Origin of the sequence: Aquabacterium sp. G14, from assembly GCF_037482285.1 — a bacterium.
GTDB lineage: Bacteria > Pseudomonadota > Gammaproteobacteria > Burkholderiales > Burkholderiaceae_C > Aquabacterium.
This window is the reverse complement of sequence record NZ_JBBEYB010000005.1, coordinates 62,729-80,797: the sequence shown is the minus strand read 5'-3', so window position 1 is coordinate 80,797 and position 18,069 is coordinate 62,729. Positions and strand designations below refer to the sequence as shown.

At 64.0% G+C, this 18,069-nt stretch carries 19 protein-coding genes; 17 read left to right on the top strand and 2 right to left on the bottom strand.

The window, feature by feature from the left end:
• Window positions 1-8 precede the first annotated feature (8 nt).
• Genes WIT60_RS07525 through WIT60_RS07515 form a run of 3 tightly spaced genes read left to right on the top strand, consistent with a single transcriptional unit; the run spans window position 9 to window position 3,026 of the window.
• Window positions 9-545: a hypothetical protein gene (locus WIT60_RS07525; protein ID WP_339583321.1), complete on the top strand. Its 537-nt coding sequence runs from the start codon at window positions 9-11 to the stop codon at window positions 543-545.
• 22 nt (window positions 546-567) lie between these two features.
• Entirely contained in the window at window positions 568-1,269 is a 702-nt protein-coding gene (locus tag WIT60_RS07520) for an RNA ligase family protein (RefSeq protein ID WP_339583320.1), read from the top strand.
• Between the two features lie 2 nt (window positions 1,270-1,271).
• Complete coding sequence (locus tag WIT60_RS07515) at window positions 1,272-3,026, top strand: cation:proton antiporter domain-containing protein (RefSeq protein WP_339583319.1); 1,755 nt, start codon at window positions 1,272-1,274, stop codon at window positions 3,024-3,026.
• 30 nt (window positions 3,027-3,056) lie between these two features.
• Here the strand turns inward: WIT60_RS07515 and WIT60_RS07510 are convergent, their stop codons facing one another.
• Window positions 3,057-4,208 carry a M20 aminoacylase family protein gene (locus tag WIT60_RS07510; protein WP_445207673.1) on the bottom strand — a complete coding sequence of 384 codons (1,152 nt, stop codon included), beginning with the start codon at window positions 4,206-4,208 and terminating at the stop codon, window positions 3,057-3,059.
• 240 nt (window positions 4,209-4,448) lie between these two features.
• On the opposite strand from WIT60_RS07510, the gene WIT60_RS07505 reads away from it, so the two are divergent.
• From WIT60_RS07505 to hisF, 13 genes are all read left to right on the top strand, one after another.
• A complete protein-coding gene (locus WIT60_RS07505; RefSeq protein ID WP_339583317.1) occupies window positions 4,449-4,757 on the top strand; it encodes a polyhydroxyalkanoic acid system family protein in 309 nt (102 codons plus the stop codon).
• A gap of 61 nt (window positions 4,758-4,818) precedes the next feature.
• Window positions 4,819-5,736: an ABC transporter ATP-binding protein gene (locus tag WIT60_RS07500; protein WP_339583316.1), complete on the top strand. Its 918-nt coding sequence runs from the start codon at window positions 4,819-4,821 to the stop codon at window positions 5,734-5,736.
• Window positions 5,733-6,506, top strand: a complete 774-nt coding sequence (locus tag WIT60_RS07495) for an ABC transporter permease (protein ID WP_339583315.1) — start codon at window positions 5,733-5,735, stop codon at window positions 6,504-6,506. The genes WIT60_RS07500 and WIT60_RS07495 overlap by 4 nt, the downstream gene beginning before the upstream one ends.
• Before the next feature lie 31 nt (window positions 6,507-6,537).
• Complete coding sequence (locus WIT60_RS07490) at window positions 6,538-6,783, top strand: BolA family protein (RefSeq protein WP_339583314.1); 246 nt, start codon at window positions 6,538-6,540, stop codon at window positions 6,781-6,783.
• A gap of 84 nt (window positions 6,784-6,867) precedes the next feature.
• The gene (gene murA, locus WIT60_RS07485) at window positions 6,868-8,172 is read left to right on the top strand and encodes a UDP-N-acetylglucosamine 1-carboxyvinyltransferase (protein WP_339583313.1); all 1,305 of its coding nucleotides are present in this window, start codon (window positions 6,868-6,870) and stop codon (window positions 8,170-8,172) included.
• Window positions 8,173-8,174: 2 nt separating this feature from the next.
• A complete protein-coding gene (gene hisG, locus WIT60_RS07480) occupies window positions 8,175-8,828 on the top strand; it encodes an ATP phosphoribosyltransferase (RefSeq protein ID WP_320364088.1) in 654 nt (217 codons plus the stop codon).
• Between the two features lie 109 nt (window positions 8,829-8,937).
• Complete coding sequence (hisD, locus tag WIT60_RS07475) at window positions 8,938-10,263, top strand: histidinol dehydrogenase (protein ID WP_339583312.1); 1,326 nt, start codon at window positions 8,938-8,940, stop codon at window positions 10,261-10,263.
• A gap of 193 nt (window positions 10,264-10,456) precedes the next feature.
• Entirely contained in the window at window positions 10,457-11,680 is a 1,224-nt protein-coding gene (locus tag WIT60_RS07470) for a diguanylate cyclase (protein ID WP_339583311.1), read from the top strand.
• 65 nt (window positions 11,681-11,745) lie between these two features.
• Window positions 11,746-12,858 carry a histidinol-phosphate transaminase gene (hisC, locus tag WIT60_RS07465; protein WP_339583310.1) on the top strand — a complete coding sequence of 371 codons (1,113 nt, stop codon included), beginning with the start codon at window positions 11,746-11,748 and terminating at the stop codon, window positions 12,856-12,858.
• On the top strand, window positions 12,855-13,481 hold the full coding sequence (hisB, locus tag WIT60_RS07460; protein ID WP_339583309.1) for an imidazoleglycerol-phosphate dehydratase HisB: 627 nt from the start codon (window positions 12,855-12,857) through the stop codon (window positions 13,479-13,481). The genes hisC and hisB overlap by 4 nt, the downstream gene beginning before the upstream one ends.
• A gap of 34 nt (window positions 13,482-13,515) precedes the next feature.
• Window positions 13,516-14,202, top strand: a complete 687-nt coding sequence (gene hisH, locus WIT60_RS07455; protein ID WP_339583308.1) for an imidazole glycerol phosphate synthase subunit HisH — start codon at window positions 13,516-13,518, stop codon at window positions 14,200-14,202.
• Between the two features lie 48 nt (window positions 14,203-14,250).
• Window positions 14,251-14,997: a 1-(5-phosphoribosyl)-5-[(5-phosphoribosylamino)methylideneamino]imidazole-4-carboxamide isomerase gene (hisA, locus tag WIT60_RS07450; RefSeq protein ID WP_339583307.1), complete on the top strand. Its 747-nt coding sequence runs from the start codon at window positions 14,251-14,253 to the stop codon at window positions 14,995-14,997.
• A 1-nt stretch (window position 14,998) separates the two neighbouring features.
• The gene (gene hisF / locus WIT60_RS07445) at window positions 14,999-15,778 is read left to right on the top strand and encodes an imidazole glycerol phosphate synthase subunit HisF (RefSeq protein ID WP_290727480.1); all 780 of its coding nucleotides are present in this window, start codon (window positions 14,999-15,001) and stop codon (window positions 15,776-15,778) included.
• A 135-nt stretch (window positions 15,779-15,913) separates the two neighbouring features.
• Here hisF and WIT60_RS07440 read toward each other — a convergent pair whose 3' ends face one another.
• Entirely contained in the window at window positions 15,914-16,693 is a 780-nt protein-coding gene (locus WIT60_RS07440) for a Nif3-like dinuclear metal center hexameric protein (protein WP_339583306.1), read from the bottom strand.
• Here WIT60_RS07440 and WIT60_RS07435 point away from each other — a divergent pair.
• The gene (locus tag WIT60_RS07435; protein WP_339583305.1) at window positions 16,692-17,873 is read left to right on the top strand and encodes a S1C family serine protease; all 1,182 of its coding nucleotides are present in this window, start codon (window positions 16,692-16,694) and stop codon (window positions 17,871-17,873) included. The genes WIT60_RS07440 and WIT60_RS07435 overlap by 2 nt on opposite strands.
• Window positions 17,874-18,069: the final 196 nt, after the last annotated feature.

Here is an 18,069-nt window from a genome sequence, read left to right as displayed (position 1 = left end):
TGCCGCCCTTGACCATCCCCGCAGCGACCTTGAATCCTGTGACCTATGTGGTGGACACCAACGTCCTCCTGGTGGCCAACGGTCAGCATCCGGATGTCAGTCCCGCTTGCGTCATGACCTGTCGGGAGTGGCTCACACGTCTCATGGCTGAAGGTCGGGTGGCCTTGGACGATGCCTATGCCATCGTCAACGAATACCAGCACAAGACCCACGCCAGCGATGGTCAGGGGGTGGGTGATGCCTTCGTGCGTTGGGTGTTGCACCACCATGACGATGCGGCCCGCTGCGATCTGATCCACCTCGACCCCCATGTCCAGCGAGGTTTTCTCAGCTTTCCGGTCGATGTCGACCTGAACCACTTCGACGATTCCGACCGCAAGTTCGTGGCTGTGGCGCATGCCCACCCTGAGCGCCCGCCCATCTTGCAGGCGGCCGACTCCAAGTGGCTGGACTGGGCACCCCACCTGGGCGAGCACTGCGTGCAGATCCGCTTTCTGTGCTGTGAAGACGTGCAGGAGTTCCATGTCCACAAGTTCGGCCACTGACCCCCTTTCAGCGATTCACTTCATGTCGCACACCCACGATTTCTTTCGCTTCCCGCACACCCCTCACATCGCCTGGCTGGCCAGCGGCACGCCGCGTGATGACAAGGTCCTGACACCCGAAGAGGCTCAGGCCTTGCTGCAGCACCCGGTGGTGGTCGAGGAAAAGCTAGACGGCGCCAACATGGGCATCTCGTTTTCGAGTGAAGCGGTGTTGCACGTTCAAAACCGTGGCCAGTACCTCAACAAGCCCTACGGTGGACAGTTTTCCCGTCTCGACGAGTGGCTGGCCATCCGCGAGGGTGAGCTGTTCGATGCCCTGGGCGATCGCCTGATCCTGTTTGGAGAATGGTGTGCAGCCCAGCACTCGCTGGACTATGAGACCTTGCCCGACTGGTTCCTGGCGTTCGATGTGTACGACCGTGACGAGCAGCGTTTCTGGAGCACCCGCCGTCGGCATGAGCTGGCTCAGAAGCTGGGCTTGCGCGAGGTGCCGCGTGTCAGCGCGGGCGCAACCAGCCTTCCGGTGTTGACCGAGTGGGTGAACACCCATCGCAGTCACTACCGGCTGGGTTCTCTGGAAGGCGTGGTCATCCGACACGAAGACGAGGACTGGTTGCTGGGGCGTGCCAAGCTGGTCCGGCCGGATTTCGTACAGAGCATCGAGGAGCACTGGCGCAGTCGCGCCATCCAGTGGAACCGCGTGGCCTGGACGGATGAGGGCTGAGCATGGCCGAGCAACACGCTATGCCATTTTTGCGTGAGACCCTGCTGTTTCTCACGCTGGCCGGTGTCCTCATTCCCTTGTTGCAGCGGCTCAAGGTCAATCAGGTGCTGGGCTTTCTGGGCGTCGGCTTGATCGTCGGGCCGTATGGCTTGGGGCTGTGGGTCGATACCTGGCCCTGGCTCGCGCAGTTCACCTTCCCCCAGCGTGCAGGGGTGACTGTGCTTGCCGAAATGGGCGTGCTCTTCCTCATGTTCATGATCGGGCTGGAGCTGTCTGCCGAGCGGCTGTGGGCCATGCGACGCTGGGTGTTCGGGGCAGGTGCCTTGCAGGTACTCGCCTCCTCCGCCGTGATCTGCGCGCTGGCGATGGCCTTCGGTAACTCCTGGCAGTCCTCCTTGGTGCTGGGCATGGTGCTGTCGCTGTCGTCCACGGCCGTGATCGTGCAACTGCTCTCCCAGCGTGAGGCCCTCGCGACCCCCATGGGGCAGTCGATTTTCGCGGTGCTGATGTTCCAGGATTTGGCGGTCGTGCCCGTACTCATCCTCATCGATTTGCTCGGTCGCGGAAGCAGTCCTGACATGTGGTCGGTCACGGGGATGACCTTGCTCAAGTCTGTGGTTGCCGTCGTGCTCATCTTCGTGGTGGGGCGCAAGGTCATCCGCCCGCTGTTCCGTAACTTCGCGCGTCAGCGTCAGGCCGATGTTTTCATGGCGCTGACGCTGCTGGCCACCCTCAGCATCGCCGGCCTTACCGCGGCAGCGGGTCTGTCGATGGCGCTGGGGGCGCTGTTGGCCGGCTTGCTGCTGGCCGAAACCGAATACCGTCATGAGGTCGAGGTCACGATCGAGCCCTTCAAGGGCCTGCTGATGGGCCTGTTCTTCATGACGGTGGGCATGGGCATTGACGCCCGCGAGATCCTGGCCAACCCACTGTGGGTCCCGCTGTCGGTCATGGGGCTCATCCTGATCAAGGCCACGGTCGTCACCGCCATCTTTCGCGTTGGTGGGCTCAGTTGGGGGCGTTCTGTCGAGTCGGGGTTGTTGCTGGGGCAGGGCGGTGAGTTTGCGTTCATCGTGGTCGGTGTGGCTGCAGCCAGCCAACTTCTGTCTCCCCAGATGGCGCAGTTCGTCTTGCTGGTGGTCGGTCTCACCCTGTTCGTCACCCCGATGGTGGCGCAATGGGGGCAGTGGCTGGGTGCCCGCCTGGATGCCCAGCATCCGCCGGCGAGTCCACTCAGCATGCTGGAGACCGTGCCGTCACTCGGCACCGGGCAGGTGGTCGTGGCCGGATACGGTCGCGTGGGCCAGTTGATCGGTGAGTTGCTGATGGACCAGGGCGTCTCTTTTGTCGCTGTCGAGCAAGATGCCAACCTGGTCGCGCAACTGCGCAACAAGGGCAAGCCTGTGTTCTATGGCAACGCCGCCCGTCCTGAATTCCTGCACCGTCTGCACGTCGGGCAGGCGGCCGCGGTGGTCGTGACCATGGATCAGCCGGCGGCGGCACTGGCCACCGTGCGGGCAGTGCGGGGTGAGTATCCACAGTTGCAGATCTTCGCTCGCTCACGGGACACCAAGCACGCGCGTGATCTGTTGGCCGCAGGGGCCAACATGGTGATCCCGGAAACGGTTGAGGCTGGGTTGCAGCTGTCCGCCTTCGTGCTGGAAGCCTTGGGTGTGCCAGAGAGCACCGTGGGCCATGTGCTGGATCGCGAGCGCACCCGCCGTGTGGCCGACCTCAACAGTGGGGCCGTGTTCTGACGGCGGCTGTCCCTGAAATGACTTCTCCGCTCAGGGCTGGCTCAGCCAGCGCTGCGCCAGCTTCACCCACAAGGTGCCGCCCAGCGGAATCAACTCGTCATTGAAATCGTAGCTGGGGTTGTGGAGCGTGCACGGCCCCAGGCCGTGGCCGCCCTCGCGGTGCGTGCCATCGCCGTTGCCGATCACAAAATACGCGCCGGGCTTGTGCTGCAGGAAAAAGCTGAAGTCTTCCGCGCCCATCGTGGCTTCGAACTCCTGCACCCGCTCTGCGCCCACCACCTCGGTCATCACCTGGCGTGCAAATGCCGTCTCGGCGCTGTGGTTGATGGTAGGCGGGTAGTTGCGTTGAAACTCGAACTCGGCGGTAGCACCGAAGGCTGCGCTCAATTGGTGGCTCAGTTCCCGCATCCGCAATTCGATCAAGTCCAGCGTCTCGTCGGTGAAGGTGCGCACCGTGCCTTGCAGCGTCACAGAGTCAGGCACCACGTTGGTGGCTTCGCCCGCTTGGATCATCGTCACCGAGATCACGCCCGTTTCGATGGGACGCATATTGCGTGTCACGATGGTCTGGAAGGCTTGCACCAGTTGGCATGCGACCGGCACCGGGTCGATCCCCAGGTGGGGCATGGCGCCATGGCATCCCTTGCCTCGGATGGTGATGTGGAACTCGTTGCTCGACGCAAAGCAGGGGCCATCCTTGATGGCGAAGGTGCCGGCTGGCATGCCAGGCCAGTTGTGCATGCCGAAAATCGCATCCATCGGGAAGCGTTCGAACAGACCGTCCTGGATCATTTCACGGGCACCGCCGCCGCCCTCTTCGGCTGGCTGGAACACCAGAATCACCCGGCCATCGAAGTCTCGGGTGGCGGCGAGGTGCTGCGCGGCCGACAACAGCATCGCCGTGTGTCCATCGTGGCCGCAGGCGTGCATCCGGCCGTGATGGCGGCTCGCGTGGGCGAACTGGTTGTGCTCCGTCATGGGCAAGGCGTCGATGTCGGCCCGCAAGCCAATGGCGCGTCTGCCAGGCCGCCCCTCGATCACCCCGACCACCCCAGTCTTGCCCAGCCCGCGGTGCACCTCAACGCCCCAGGCTGAAAGTGTGCGTGCAATGACATCGGACGTGCGCTCCTCTTGGAAGCACAACTCTGGGTGGGCGTGCAGGTCGCGGCGCAGCACGCGCATGGCCTCGCTTTGCGCCAGCAATTCAGGCAACACAAGTGAAGGTGGGACGACTGGGAGCTGGGACATCGGGATCTCACCGCAAAAATGGCGTCGGGTCCATCTTACCTGTCCGGAAAGCCCCCTCATCAAGGGGGAAGATTGTCCGTCAGCAGATCAACTCTTGAGGCTGGGGCTTGACGTGTGGAGTGAGCTATTTATAGTTCGCGCCTTTGACACCCTTACTTACTTTTGAGGACGCTCATGAGCGACGTGCAGTTTCAGCAAGCCCACAACCTCGGTCTGCCCAAGGCCCGCGAACTGGCCCAGCGTTGGGCGGATGGCGCCGCAGCCAAGATGGGCCTGACCTGCAAGCATCAGGAAGGTGCCGAGCAGGACGTCATTTCGTTTGAGCGCTCGGGCGTCAACGGCACCATGACCGTCACCGCCAACAGCTTCGATGTGAACATCAAGCTGGGCCTGATGATGAAGGCCTTCAAGCCCATGATCGAGGCCGAGATCGCCAAGAACGTCAGCCGCATGGTGGAAAAGGCTTCGGGTTCCCAGGCCTGAGTCTGGAATTGAGAGGGGCCCCGAGCACGCTCAGCCGTGCCGGCCTAGAATCGCCCCCTCCATGAGCGCCGTATCCTTTCAGCACGTATCCAAGACCTTCAGCTCCGGCGGGCGCACCGTGCGCGCCTTGCAGGACGTCAGTTTTGACATCCATGAAGGCGAGTTTTTCGGCCTGCTGGGTCCCAACGGGGCTGGCAAGACCACCCTCATCAGCATCCTGGCGGGGCTGAGCCGTGCTTCAGCCGGTCGTGTCACCGTCCAGGGGCACGATGTCGTCAGCGACTATGCCGATGCACGCCGCGCCCTGGGCGTCGTGCCGCAAGAGCTAGTGTTCGACCCATTCTTTTCAGTTCGTGAAACGCTGCGCAACCAAAGTGCCTACTTCGGCCTGCGACGCAACGACGACTGGATCGACGAGTTGCTGTCCCATCTGGGTCTGAGTGACAAGGCCGACGCCAACATGCGTCAGCTGTCGGGCGGGATGAAGCGCCGCGTGCTGGTGGCCCAGGCCCTGGTGCACCGCCCACCCGTCATCGTGCTGGATGAGCCTACCGCAGGGGTCGACGTGGAACTGCGTCAAACCTTGTGGCACTTCATCGCCCGCCTCAACAAGGAAGGGCACACGGTGCTGCTGACCACCCATTACCTGGAAGAGGCCGAGGCCCTGTGCCACCGCATCGGCATGCTCAAGAAGGGCGAGCTGGTGGCGTTGGATCGCACCTCGTCCCTGCTGGCCGGCACGGCCTCCACCATGCTGCGCTTCAAGACCGACGCGACCTTGCCGCCTGATCTGGCGGCGCAGGCCCGCATCACCGGCCGCATCGTGCAGTTGCCGGCCCGGGATGCCGCCGAGGTCGAAGTCCTGCTGGCGCGCCTGCGCGAGGCGGGATGCGCGATCGAAGACCTGGAGCTGGGTCGTGCGGACCTCGAGGACGTCTTCCTGGCCATCATGCAAGGCCAACAAGGAGCACACGCATGAACTGGCGCCAGTCGTTCGAGGGCGTTCGCCCCCTGTTCATCAAGGAAGTGATGCGGTTCTGGAAGGTGGCCTTTCAGACCGTGGGCGCGCCCGTGCTCACCGGCATGCTCTACCTGCTCATCTTTGGTCACGTGCTGGAAGACCGCGTCGAGGTGTTCCCAGGGGTGGGCTACACCAGCTTCCTCATCCCCGGTCTGGTGATGATGAGCTTGCTGCAAAACGCCTTTGCCAACGCCTCGTCCTCGCTCATCCAGAGCAAGATCACCGGCAACCTCGTGTTCGTGTTGCTGACCCCCTTGTCGCACCGCGCCTGGTTCCTCGCCTATGTGGGCGCCTCGCTGGTGCGGGGGCTGGTCGTCGGATTGGGCGTCTTCGCGGTCACGGCCTGGTTCTCCTGGCCAGGCATGTCCGAGCCGTGGTGGACGCTGACCTTCGCCGTGCTGGGCGGCACCTTGTTGGGCTCGCTCGGCCTGATCGCAGGCCTGTGGGCCGAAAAGTTTGACCAACTGGCCGCGTTCCAGAACTTCATCATCATGCCCATGACCTTCCTGTCGGGCGTGTTCTACTCGGTGCACTCGCTGCCGCCGTTCTGGCACAGCGTCTCCCACCTCAACCCTTTTTTCTACCTCATTGACGGTTTCCGCCGGGGCTTCTTTGGCGTCAGCGACGTCAGCCCCTGGTTGAGCCTGTCGGTCGTGGGCACGACCACGACCCTGGTCGCCGTGCTGGCCCTGCGCCTGCTCAAGACTGGCTACAAAATCCGTCACTGACCTCTGTCACCGATCGCCCGAAAGACGTCCCATGGCCAACCCCACCCCCGACGAAGTCCAGCAGTACATTGCCGATGGTCTGCCCTGCACCCACCTGGCTGTGGAAGGCGATGGACAGCATTTCTTCGCCACCATCGTGTCCGCCGAGTTCGAAGGCAAGACCCGCATCGCGCGCCATCAGCGCGTTTACCAGGCCCTCGGCGATAGAATGCGGGCACAGATCCATGCGTTGTCGATGAAGACCCTGACGCCGGCCGAGTGGGCCGCCCAGAACTGATCCGACAGCACACGGTTTTTTCACGGTCACCTCTCATTTCGGCGCGACCCTCACGGCTGTGGGGCATCGCGCCCTCTGTGTTTCATGGACAAACTCCTGATCCGTGGCGGTCGTCGCCTCCAAGGCGAAGTGACGATCTCCGGCGCCAAGAACGCCGCCTTGCCCGACCTTTGCGCCACCCTGTTGAGCGCCGAGCCGGTGACCCTGGCCAATGTGCCGCAACTGCAGGACGTGTCTACCACGTTCAAGCTGCTGGCCAACATGGGTGTGGTCGCCCGTCGTCATGACGACAATCCTGATCTCGTCACGCTCGACGCCGGTGGGGTGACCAACCCCGAGGCGCCGTATGAGCTGGTCAAGACCATGCGCGCCTCCATCCTGGTGTTGGGTCCCCTGCTGGCCCGTTTCGGTCGTGCCCGCGTGTCGCTGCCCGGTGGCTGCGCCATCGGCTCGCGCCCCGTCGATCAGCACATCAAGGGCCTGCAGGCCATGGGCGCGCACATCACTGTGGCGCATGGCTACATCGAAGCCAGCACGCCTGTGGATGCGCAAGGCCGTCCGACCCGCCTGAAAGGCGCCAGCATCACCACCGACATGGTGACGGTGACCGGCACCGAGAACTTCCTGATGGCCGCCGCGCTGGCAGAGGGTGAAACCATCCTCGAAAACGCTGCGCAAGAGCCGGAAATCTCCGACCTGGTCGATTTGTTGGTGGCCATGGGCGCCCAGATCGAAGGCCGTGGCACCAGCCGCATCCGCATCCAAGGTGTTGAGCGTCTGCACGGCCTCACGCCTGCACAGGCCCATCAGATCATTCCCGATCGCATCGAGGCCGGCACTTTCCTGTGCGCCGTCGGCGCTACCGGCGGTGATGTCACCCTGCGTCGCGCCAAGGCCGAGCACCTGGGGGCCGTCATCGACAAGCTGCGTGAAGCCGGTGTCGGCATCGAAGCCGGTGACGACTGGATCCGCGTCACCGCCAACAGCCGCCCGAAGGCCGTGGGCTTCCGCACCCGTGAGTACCCCGCCTTCCCGACCGACATGCAAGCCCAGTTCATGGCGCTCGACTGCGTGGCCGAGGGCAGCGCGATCATCCACGAGACCATCTTCGAAAACCGCTTCATGCACGTCAACGAGTTGATCCGCTTGGGCGCCAACATCACGGTGGACGGCCGCAGTGCAGTCGTGACCGGCGTGCCCCAGTTGTCGGGTGCCACCGTCATGGCCACTGACCTGCGTGCCTCGGCCAGCCTCGTCATCGCTGGCCTGGTGGCCGAAGGCGAGACCCTGGTCGACCGCATTTACCACCTTGACCGCGGTTACGACCGCATGGAAGCCAAGCTCCGCGCGATTGGCGCCGACATCGAGCGTGTCAAGGGAGCCGCCTGATCATGATCACCCTCGCACTCTCCAAAGGCCGCATCTTCGAAGAAACCTTGCCTCTGCTGGCTGCTGCCGGCATCGAGGTGACCGAAGATCCGGAAAAGACCCGCAAGCTCATCCTCAACACCAACCGCCCTGACGTGCGCGTGGTGTTGGTGCGGGCCACCGACGTGCCCACCTATGTGGCCTACGGCGGTGCCGACATCGGCGTGGCCGGCAAGGACATCCTCATCGAGCACGCCGGCAGCGCCGGTGGCAACGATGGTCTGTACCAGCCGCTCGACCTCAACATCGCCAAGTGCCACATGAGCGTGGCCGTGCGCGCTGACTTCGACTACGCAGCGGCCGTCAAGCAAGGCTCGCGCATCCGCGTGGCCACCAAGTACACCACCATCGCCCGCGAGCACTTCGCCAACAAGGGCGTGCACGTGGACCTGATCAAGCTGTACGGCTCGATGGAGTTGGCGCCCCTGACCGGCTTGGCCGATGCCATCGTCGATCTGGTGTCCACAGGCAACACCCTCAAGGCCAACAAGCTGGTCGAGGTTGAGCACATCATGGACATCAGCTCGCGCCTCGTGGTCAACCAGGCTGCGCTCAAGCTCAAGCGTGACGCCATCCGTTCGCTGATCCAGGCGTTCGAATCGGCCATCCCGGCCTGAACGCGCGGCCCGCACCTGCCCGAGCGCGTCGCCTGCGCTATGACGCCGATCGAGAGAACCCATCGCCTTGGCGTCGCCTCTGCCCCTGATTTCTGAGATCCTTGGCACCATGACAGTCCAGATTCGCCACCTCGCCACCTCACAGCCCGACTTCGAAGCCGCCTTCCAGCAAGTGCTGCATTGGTCGGCCGAGACCGACACGGCCATCGAAGACCGCGTGGCTGCCATCCTGGCCGATGTGCGTGCCCGCGGCGATGCCGCCGTGCTGGAGTACACCGCCCGCTTTGACACGCTCGATGTGGCAAGCATGGCCGACCTCGAACTGGGTCAAGCCGAGCTGAAGGCCGCTTTCGACAGCCTGCCCACCGAGCAGCGCACCGCCCTGGAAGCCGCTGCCGCTCGCGTGCGCAGCTACCACGAGCGCCAGAAGCAGGCCTGCGGTCTGAGCTGGTCCTACCGTGATGAAGACGGCACCCTGCTCGGTCAGAAGGTCACGCCGCTCGATCGCGTGGGCATCTACGTGCCTGGTGGCAAGGCCGCCTACCCCTCGTCCGTGCTGATGAACGCCATTCCTGCCCACGTGGCCGGCGTGGCTGAGATCATCATGGTCGTGCCCACACCCCGCGGTGAAAAGAACCCGTTGGTGCTCGCCGCCGCCTATGTGGCCGGCGTCAGCCGCGCCTTCACCATCGGTGGCGCGCAGGCCGTGGCCGCGCTCGCCTACGGCACTGCGACCGTGCCGAAGGTCGACAAGATCACCGGCCCGGGCAATGCCTACGTCGCCAGCGCCAAAAAGCATGTGTTCGGTCAGGTCGGCATCGACATGATCGCCGGCCCCAGCGAGATCCTCGTACTGGCCGACGGCACCACGCCGCCCGACTGGGTGGCCATGGACCTGTTCAGCCAGGCCGAGCACGACGAGCTGGCGCAAAGCATCCTGCTGTGCCCAGACGCCGGCTACATTGTCAAGGTTCAGGCCGAAATCGACCGCCTGCTGCCGACCATGCCGCGCGCCGACATCATCCGCGCGTCGCTGGAAGGGCGGGGTGCCTTGATCCTCACGCGCAGCATGGAAGAGGCCTGCGAGATCAGCAACCGCATCGCCCCCGAACACCTGGAAGTCAGCAGCAACGACCCGCACACCTGGGAGCCCTTGCTGCGCCATGCTGGCGCCATCTTCCTGGGCGCCTACACCTCCGAGTCGCTGGGTGACTACTGTGCTGGCCCTAACCACGTGCTGCCCACCTCCGGGACCGCGCGTTTCAGCTCGCCGCTGGGGGTCTATGACTTCCAGAAGCGCAGCAGCCTGATCGAGGTCAGCGAAGCCGGTGCCCAGGTGCTGGGCAAGACGGCGGCCGTGCTGGCCTATGGCGAAGGCCTGCAGGCACACGCCCAGGCGGCCGAATTCCGTCTGCGCCGCTCGACCGCTGACTGAACCGATACTACCCCCCCGGTACTCGGGGGCTGGTCAGCCTGAGGACATGGCGTTAGCATCCGTAACATGTGGCGATCGTTCTGACATTTGTATGGAAGAACACAAGGCGCCGTGCCGCTGAAGTGGGTTTTGCGGGGTGCCGCTGTGCTGATCTCGACTGGTTTTTCATGTGGCTGTGGCGTCGGTGGTTGGCATGACCGCTGAGGCTGTGACCATCGGGACCTGGGGTGTCCTGCTCATTGTGTTGGCGATGGTGCTGGCCTTCCTCATGAGCTTGCGTGCTCATCCCGAGGATCGTCGAGGGCCGCGTGCCGGTTTGGCCAATTTGCTGCTGTCATCCGAGCCCTTGCAGCGCGCGCGCATCTGGCGTTTTCTGTTCATGGCCAGCAACCATGCGTTTGGCCTGCTCGCCTTGAATTACGGCGCGCAGCGTGGGGTGCTCCATGCCCCGTCAGCCCATCTGCTTACTGCAGTGGCGGCGCTGGCCATCGGTGGCATCTACCTCGTGCTGCGTACAGGCTGGAACCGGCGCTTCGCCGATCCGGCGCTGACCGAAGCCCAGATGTGGGTGGGCATCGTCTTGCTGGGCTGGGGCTACCTGATCGGTGGGCCGGGTCGGCCCGTGGCCCTGATCCTGCTCTTCGTCATCCTGATGTTCGCCTTGCTCACGGTCACTTTCCGGCAGATGACGCGCGCGAGTGCACTGGCGGTGCTGGTGTTTGGCGCAGCTTCGCTGGGGGTGGTCGGTCGGGAGGGGGCGCTGCCGCTCACCGTCGATTTGCAGGTGCTGTATTTCTGCGTTCTGCTGATCATCCTGAGCTGTGCCTGTGTGCTGGTGCGGCAACTCTCCCTGCTGCGTGAGCGAGCGGCGCACGCCCGGCACGACTTGGCCGAGGCCATGGCCAAGCTCCACGGTCAGGTCATCCGGGACGAGTTGACCGGGCTGTTCAACCGGCGCCACATGCACAAGCTCCTGCGCATTGAGCAGAGCCGGGCCGACCGCTCCGGTTTCCCCTGGTGTGTGGCCATGATCGACCTGGACCTGTTCAAGCACGTGAATGACGAACACGGCCATGCGGTGGGCGACGAGGTGCTGCGCTCGACCGCCCAGGTGCTCAGTGGCGGGCTGCGCGGGGCCGACCAGGTGGCCCGCTGGGGAGGGGAAGAGTTTCTCGTGATGTTCCCGGACACCGACAGCGATGATGCCTGCCAGGTGCTCGAACGCATCGGCCAGGCCCTGTCGCGCACCCAGGTCAGCCCGACCGTGCCGGATCTTCGAGTCACGTTCTCGGCCGGGGTGACGCGCCACCTGGCCGACGAACCCCTGGCGCACACCATCGACCGGGCCGACCACGCCCTCTACCGCGCCAAAGCCGGGGGGCGCAACCGCACGGAGTGTCTGTCCGGTCCGACGTGACGGCCTGGATGACACCCTCGTGAGATAATCGATCGGGCTAACTGCGCTGCTTCAGCCTTGGCCTCATGAGCACTTCCGATACCCTGTTGAACACCTTCCGCGCCGATGTGCGCGCCATGCACGCTTACCACGTGCAGGATGCCGCCGGCTACATCAAGCTCGATGCGATGGAGAACCCCTTCACCCTGCCGCCCGCGCTGCAGGATGAACTGGGCCAGCGTCTGGGCCAGGTGGCCCTGAACCGCTACCCGGGCGCGCGCCAGCAAGACCTTCACGCCGCCTTGCGCCGCCATGCGCACGTGCCTGCAGATTGCGGCCTGGTGCTCGGCAATGGCTCGGACGAACTGATCTCGCTGCTGTCGGTGGCCTGCGCACAACCTGGCGCCGTGGCCTTGGCACCGTTGCCCGGTTTCGTCATGTACGAAGCCTTCGCCAAGCAAAACGGTCTGCGCTTTGTTGGCGTGCCGCTGACGGCCGATTTCGAGCTCGACACGCCTGCCATGCTGGCCGCGATCCGCGAACATCGCCCGGTCCTGACCTACATCGCCTACCCGAACAACCCCACCGCCAACCTGTGGGACGACGATGCGATTGAGCAGATCGTGCAGGCCGTGGGCGCCAATGGTGTCGGCCTGGTGATCATCGACGAGGCCTATCAACCCTTCGCCAGCAAGAGCTATCTGGATCGTTTGACGCGTCATCCGCATGTGCTGTTGATGCGCACGCTCTCCAAGTTCGGCTTGGCCGGTGTTCGCCTGGGGTACATGATGGGACGTGCCGACTTGATCGAGCAGGTCGAGAAGGTGCGCCCGCCCTACAACATCAGTGTGCTCAACACCGAAGCCGCGCTGTTTGCGCTGGAGCACGCCGACGAGTTCGCTCGTCAGGCCGAGGTCATCAAGGCCGAGCGTGAGCGCCTGCTGGCCTTCCTGGCCACCTTGCCCGGTGCCCACGCCTATCCCAGCCAGGCCAACATGATCCTGGTGCGCGTCAACGACGCCGCGGCCACCTTTGCGGCCCTCAAGTCACGAGGGATACTGATCAAGAATGTCTCAGGTTTGCACCAATTGCTGGCAAACTGCGTCCGATTGACCGTGGGCTTGCCCTCCGAAAATGACGCCTTGATGGCAGCATTGGCCGAGATCCTGCGTGAACCCCTGAATTGTCCTGCTGCATGAATGCTTCCCAACAGGTGTCGGCCCCTGACTGCGCCGACCGCGTGGCCGAGGTCACCCGCAACACCGCCGAAACCCAGATCACCGTGCGCGTCAACCTCGACGGCACCGGTGCGGCCAAGCTGCACACCGGCATCGGGTTCTTCGACCACATGCTCGATCAGATTGCACGCCACGGTCTGATCGATCTGGACATCCACGCAGTGGGCGACCTGCACATCGACGGCCACCACACCGTGGAAGACGTCGGCATCACCCTGGGCCAGGCTTTTGCCAAGGCCGTGGGCGACAAGAAGGGCATCCGCCGCTACGGCCACGCCTACGTGCCGCTTGACGAAGCGCTGTCGCGTGTCGTCATCGACTTCTCGGGCCGCCCCGGTCTGCACATCGACATCCCCTTCACCTCGGGCAGCATCGGTGGTTTCGACACGCAGTTGACCTACGAGTTCTTTCAGGGCTTCGTCAACCACGCGGGTGTCACCCTGCACATCGACAACCTCAAGGGCGTCAATGCGCACCATCAGTGCGAAACCGTGTTCAAGGCCTTTGCCCGTGCCCTGCGCGGCGCGCTGGAACGCGATCCCCGCATGGCCGGTGTGATCCCATCGACCAAGGGCTCCCTGTGAGCTTCGCCCCTCTGTTGCCATCTTTTTGACTCTCATGAGCCAGACCTCGACAGTGGCCGTCATCGACTACGGCATGGGCAATCTGCGGTCGGTATCGCAGGCAGTGGAGCACGCCGCCAAGGACCTGAACCTGAACGTGGTGGTCACCAACGACCCGGCCGTGGTCCGCGCTGCCCAGCGCGTCGTGCTGCCGGGGCAGGGGGCCATGCGTGACTGCATGGCCGAACTGCGCGGCGCCCATGGCGGCGACCTGCTCGGTGCGGTGCTGGACGCGGCCGCGAACAAGCCCCTGATGGGCGTGTGCGTGGGCATGCAGATGCTGCTCGATCATTCCGAAGAGCAGGACACCCCTGGCCTCGGGCTCATCCCCGGCAAGGTGATCCGCTTCCGCCTGGATGGCCTCACCCAGCCTGACGGCAGCCGCTACAAGGTGCCGCAGATGGGCTGGAACACCGTGCACCAGACCCGCCACGAAGGCGTCTGGGGCGGCCAGCCGCACCCGGTGTGGGCGGGCATCCCTGACAACAGCTACTTCTATTTCGTTCACAGCTACCATGCGGTTGTGGACGATCCCCGCCACAGTGCGGGTGAAACCGAGTACGGCGTCCGCTTTACCTGTGCCGTTGCCAGGGATAATATTTTCGCGACGCAGTTCCACCCTGAAAAGAGTGCGGAGCATGGCTTGGCCCTGTATCGCAATTTCCTGCTCTGGCAACCCTGATCCTGGGCCCGGGCTTTTCAACGATTTCCTCACTGACGCACCACAGCCATGCTGCTGATCCCTGCGATTGACCTGAAAGACGGCAAGTGTGTTCGCCTCAAGCAAGGCGACATGAACGATTCCACCACCTTCGGCGAAGACCCGGCTGCCATGGCCCGTCGCTGGCTGGATGCGGGCGCCCGTCGCCTGCATCTGGTGGACCTCAACGGCGCCTTTGCCGGTCAACCCGTCAACCAGGCCGCCATCAAGGCCATCCTCAAGGAAGTCGGCGACGAGATCCCCGTGCAACTGGGCGGCGGCATCCGTGACCTCGACACCATCGAGCGTTACCTCGACGGTGGCCTGAGCTACGTCATCATCGGCACCGCTGCGGTCAAGAACCCCGGTTTCCTGCGCGATGCCTGCACGGCTTTTGGTGGTCACATCATCGTGGGCCTGGACGCCAAGGACGGCAAGGTGGCCACCGACGGTTGGAGCAAGCTCTCCGGTCACGAGGTCGTCGACCTGGCCAAGAAGTTCGAAGACTATGGCGTCGAAGGCGTCATCTACACCGACATCGGCCGTGACGGCATGCTGTCGGGCGTCAACATCGAAGCCACCGTCAAACTGGCGCAGGCGCTGAGCATCCCTGTGATTGCCTCGGGCGGTCTGTCCAACCTGCAAGACATCGAGCGCCTGTGCGCCGTCGAGTCCGAAGGCGTCGAAGGGGTGATCTGCGGTCGCGCCATCTACACCGGCGACCTCGACTTCGCTGCCGGGCAAAAGCGCGCCGACGAACTCAACGGCGGCGTCTGACGTGCTGGCCAAACGCATCATCCCCTGCCTGGACGTGACCGGTGGTCGCGTCGTCAAGGGCGTCAACTTCGTCGAACTGCGTGACGCGGGTGATCCGGTTGAGATCGCGGCGCGCTACAACGACCAGGGCGCCGACGAGCTCACCTTCCTGGACATCACCGCGACCAGCGATGGCCGCGATGTGATCCTGCACATCATTGAGGCCGTGGCTTCGCAGGTCTTCATCCCTCTGACGGTGGGTGGGGGCGTGCGCACCGTGGAAGATGTACGCCGCCTGCTCAACGCCGGGGCCGACAAGGTCAGCTTCAACTCGGCCGCTTTGGCCAACCCACCTGTCATCCGCGAAGCCTCCGAGCGTTATGGCTCGCAGTGCATCGTCGTGGCCATCGACGCCAAGAAGCGCCAGGGTGAAGACCTCGCTGCACGTGGACCGGGCTGGGACGTGTACAGCCATGGTGGCCGCAAGAACGTGGGGCTGGATGCTGTCGCCTGGGCCAAACAGATGGCCGAACATGGCGCGGGCGAGATCCTGCTGACCAGCATGGACCGTGACGGCACCAAGTCTGGTTTCGATCTGGAGCTGACGCGTGCCGTGAGCGATGCCGTGGGCGTGCCCGTGATCGCCTCAGGTGGCGTGGGCAATCTCGATCACTTGGCCGATGGCGTGCAGCAGGGTGGGGCGGATGCCGTGCTGGCTGCCAGCATCTTCCACTACGGCGAGTACACCGTGGCGCAGGCCAAGGCCTTGATGGCGCAGCGCGGTATCCCGGTGCGGCTCTGATCTCACGGCAGGCTCGGAAGCCCTGCCTCTGCCACCCTCCAAAAGGCTGCGTTCACCGCGGCCTTTTTTCTTGGTGACGGTGACGTGCCGCCGCGGCAGGCGGGGCTGACCGCCCGTTGCCGTGCTGTGTCCCAGTCACGCCGGGTTGTCGATCTCGATGAAGGTGTGCTGCACGCCGAGCTGTTCTGCCAGGTGTTGGCCCAGCGCCTGCACCCCATAACGCTCGCTGGCGTGGTGGCCGCAGGCCAGGAAGGCCACGCCGGTTTCACGCGCATAGTGCGCTTGCGGTTCGGAAATTTCACCGGTGAGGAACACATCTGCCCCAGCCGCAATCGCTGCTTCGAAGTAGCTTTGCGCGCCACCACTGCACCAGGCCACGCGTCGCAGTGCGCGTCCATCGCCCGGCAGCCCCACAGGCTCGCGCGCCATCACCGCACGAACGCGCGCCTGCAAAGCGTTCAAGCTCAAGCCCGTTGGTGCTGGCCCAATGAAGCCCAGGTCCTGCTCGCCAAAGCGTGCGTCGGCCTGCAGCCCCAGCTTGTCGCCCCACTGCGCGTTGTTGCCCAGACTGGCATGGGCGTCCAACGGCAGGTGGTAGGCCAACAGGTTGATGTCATGGGTCAGCAGGCGCTGCAAGCGCTGCTTCATCCAGCCGGTCACACGGCCATCTTGTCCCTTCCAGAACAGGCCGTGGTGCACCAGGATGGCATCGGCCTCTGCCTCTATGGCAGCCTCGATCAGCGCCAGGCTGGCGGTCACCCCGGTCACCACCTTGCGAATGACCTGCTTGCCCTCCACCTGCAGACCGTTCGGCCCATAATCCCGAAAGCGATCCGCTTCCAGCAACTGTTGGAGGTGTGAATGCAGGGTGTCTCTATCGATCACGGCAGGCCCTTTCTGGCTTGTGATGTTCATGCGCAAAACCTGGTTGATTTTCTCGCAGACGGTGACGGTTGCCGTCGGTGTGCTCTTTGTGGTGGCCACGTTCCGGCCCCAATGGCTGTCGGCCTGGACCTTGCGTCAAGGTTTGCCTTCACCCACGGTCGTCGTGGCATCGGTACCCGCTTCAGGTGCCTCCGCCGCCGAGCGTCAGTCTCTCACCAGTTTTCGCGATGCCGCGCGCAAGGCTGCGCCCACCGTGGTGAGTGTGAGCGCCAGCAACACCGCCGCACGCCAGGGGCGCCGCAGCGACCCGTGGTTCCGGTATTTCTTTGGTGACCAGGAGTCGCAACCGCAGTCGGGTGTCGGCTCGGGCGTGATCGTGTCGCCTGAGGGCTATGTGCTCACCAACAACCACGTGGTCGACCGCATGGACGACATTCAGATCATGCTCACCGATGGCCGCAAGGCTTCGGCCAAGGTCATCGGTACCGATCCGGATACCGATCTGGCCGTGCTCAAGGTGGAGCTTGATCGCTTGCCCGCCATCACGTTTGGCAGCTCTGACAGCCTGCAGGTGGGGGATGCCGTGCTCGCGATCGGTAACCCCTTTGGCGTGGGGCAGACGGTCACGTCCGGGATTGTCAGCGCCCTGGGGCGCAACCAACTGGGCATCAACACTTTCGAGAACTTCATCCAGACGGATGCCGCCATCAACCCCGGCAATTCCGGTGGGGCCCTCGTCGACATCGATGGCAACCTCGTGGGCATCAACAGCGCCATCTATTCACGCTCTGGCGGCAGCATGGGCATTGGCTTTGCAATCCCTGTCTCCACGGCTCGCCAGGTCATGGAAAGCCTGATTCGTGACGGACAGGTCACTCGCGGTTGGATCGGTGTTGAGCCACGCGACCTGACGCCCGAGATCGCCGAGACCTTTAATCTGCCGCTGAAAGAGGGGGTGCTCATCACCGGCGTGCTGCACAACGGACCAGCGGCACTCGGCGGCGTTCGTCCTGGTGACGTGGTGGTGGAAGTGGCTGGGCAAAAAGTGGCGAACACCGCGCAACTGCTCAACGCTGTGGCGGCGCTCAAGCCAGGCGAGCCCGCCCAATTGCGCCTGTTGCGTGGAAGCCAAGGGGTGACCGCCACGGTCACGGTGGCCAAGCGGCCACGCATGGCCATGCCCGCGCAGCAGGACGACAGTGAGGAGTGACCTCAGCCTGGCGTCTGTGATTTCCATCTGGTGCAATGGGCGAGGTAACAAACTGTTGGAATATTTGACATCGGCGTTAGTCACTTTGCAGTGTCGGTTTGAGAAGTCTTTTTGAATCAACCACTTGCATGCATGCCTGACCTTGGGCACGCTTTATGCGGGAGTGTGTGTGCGGGGCGAGTCATTGACCCATGCA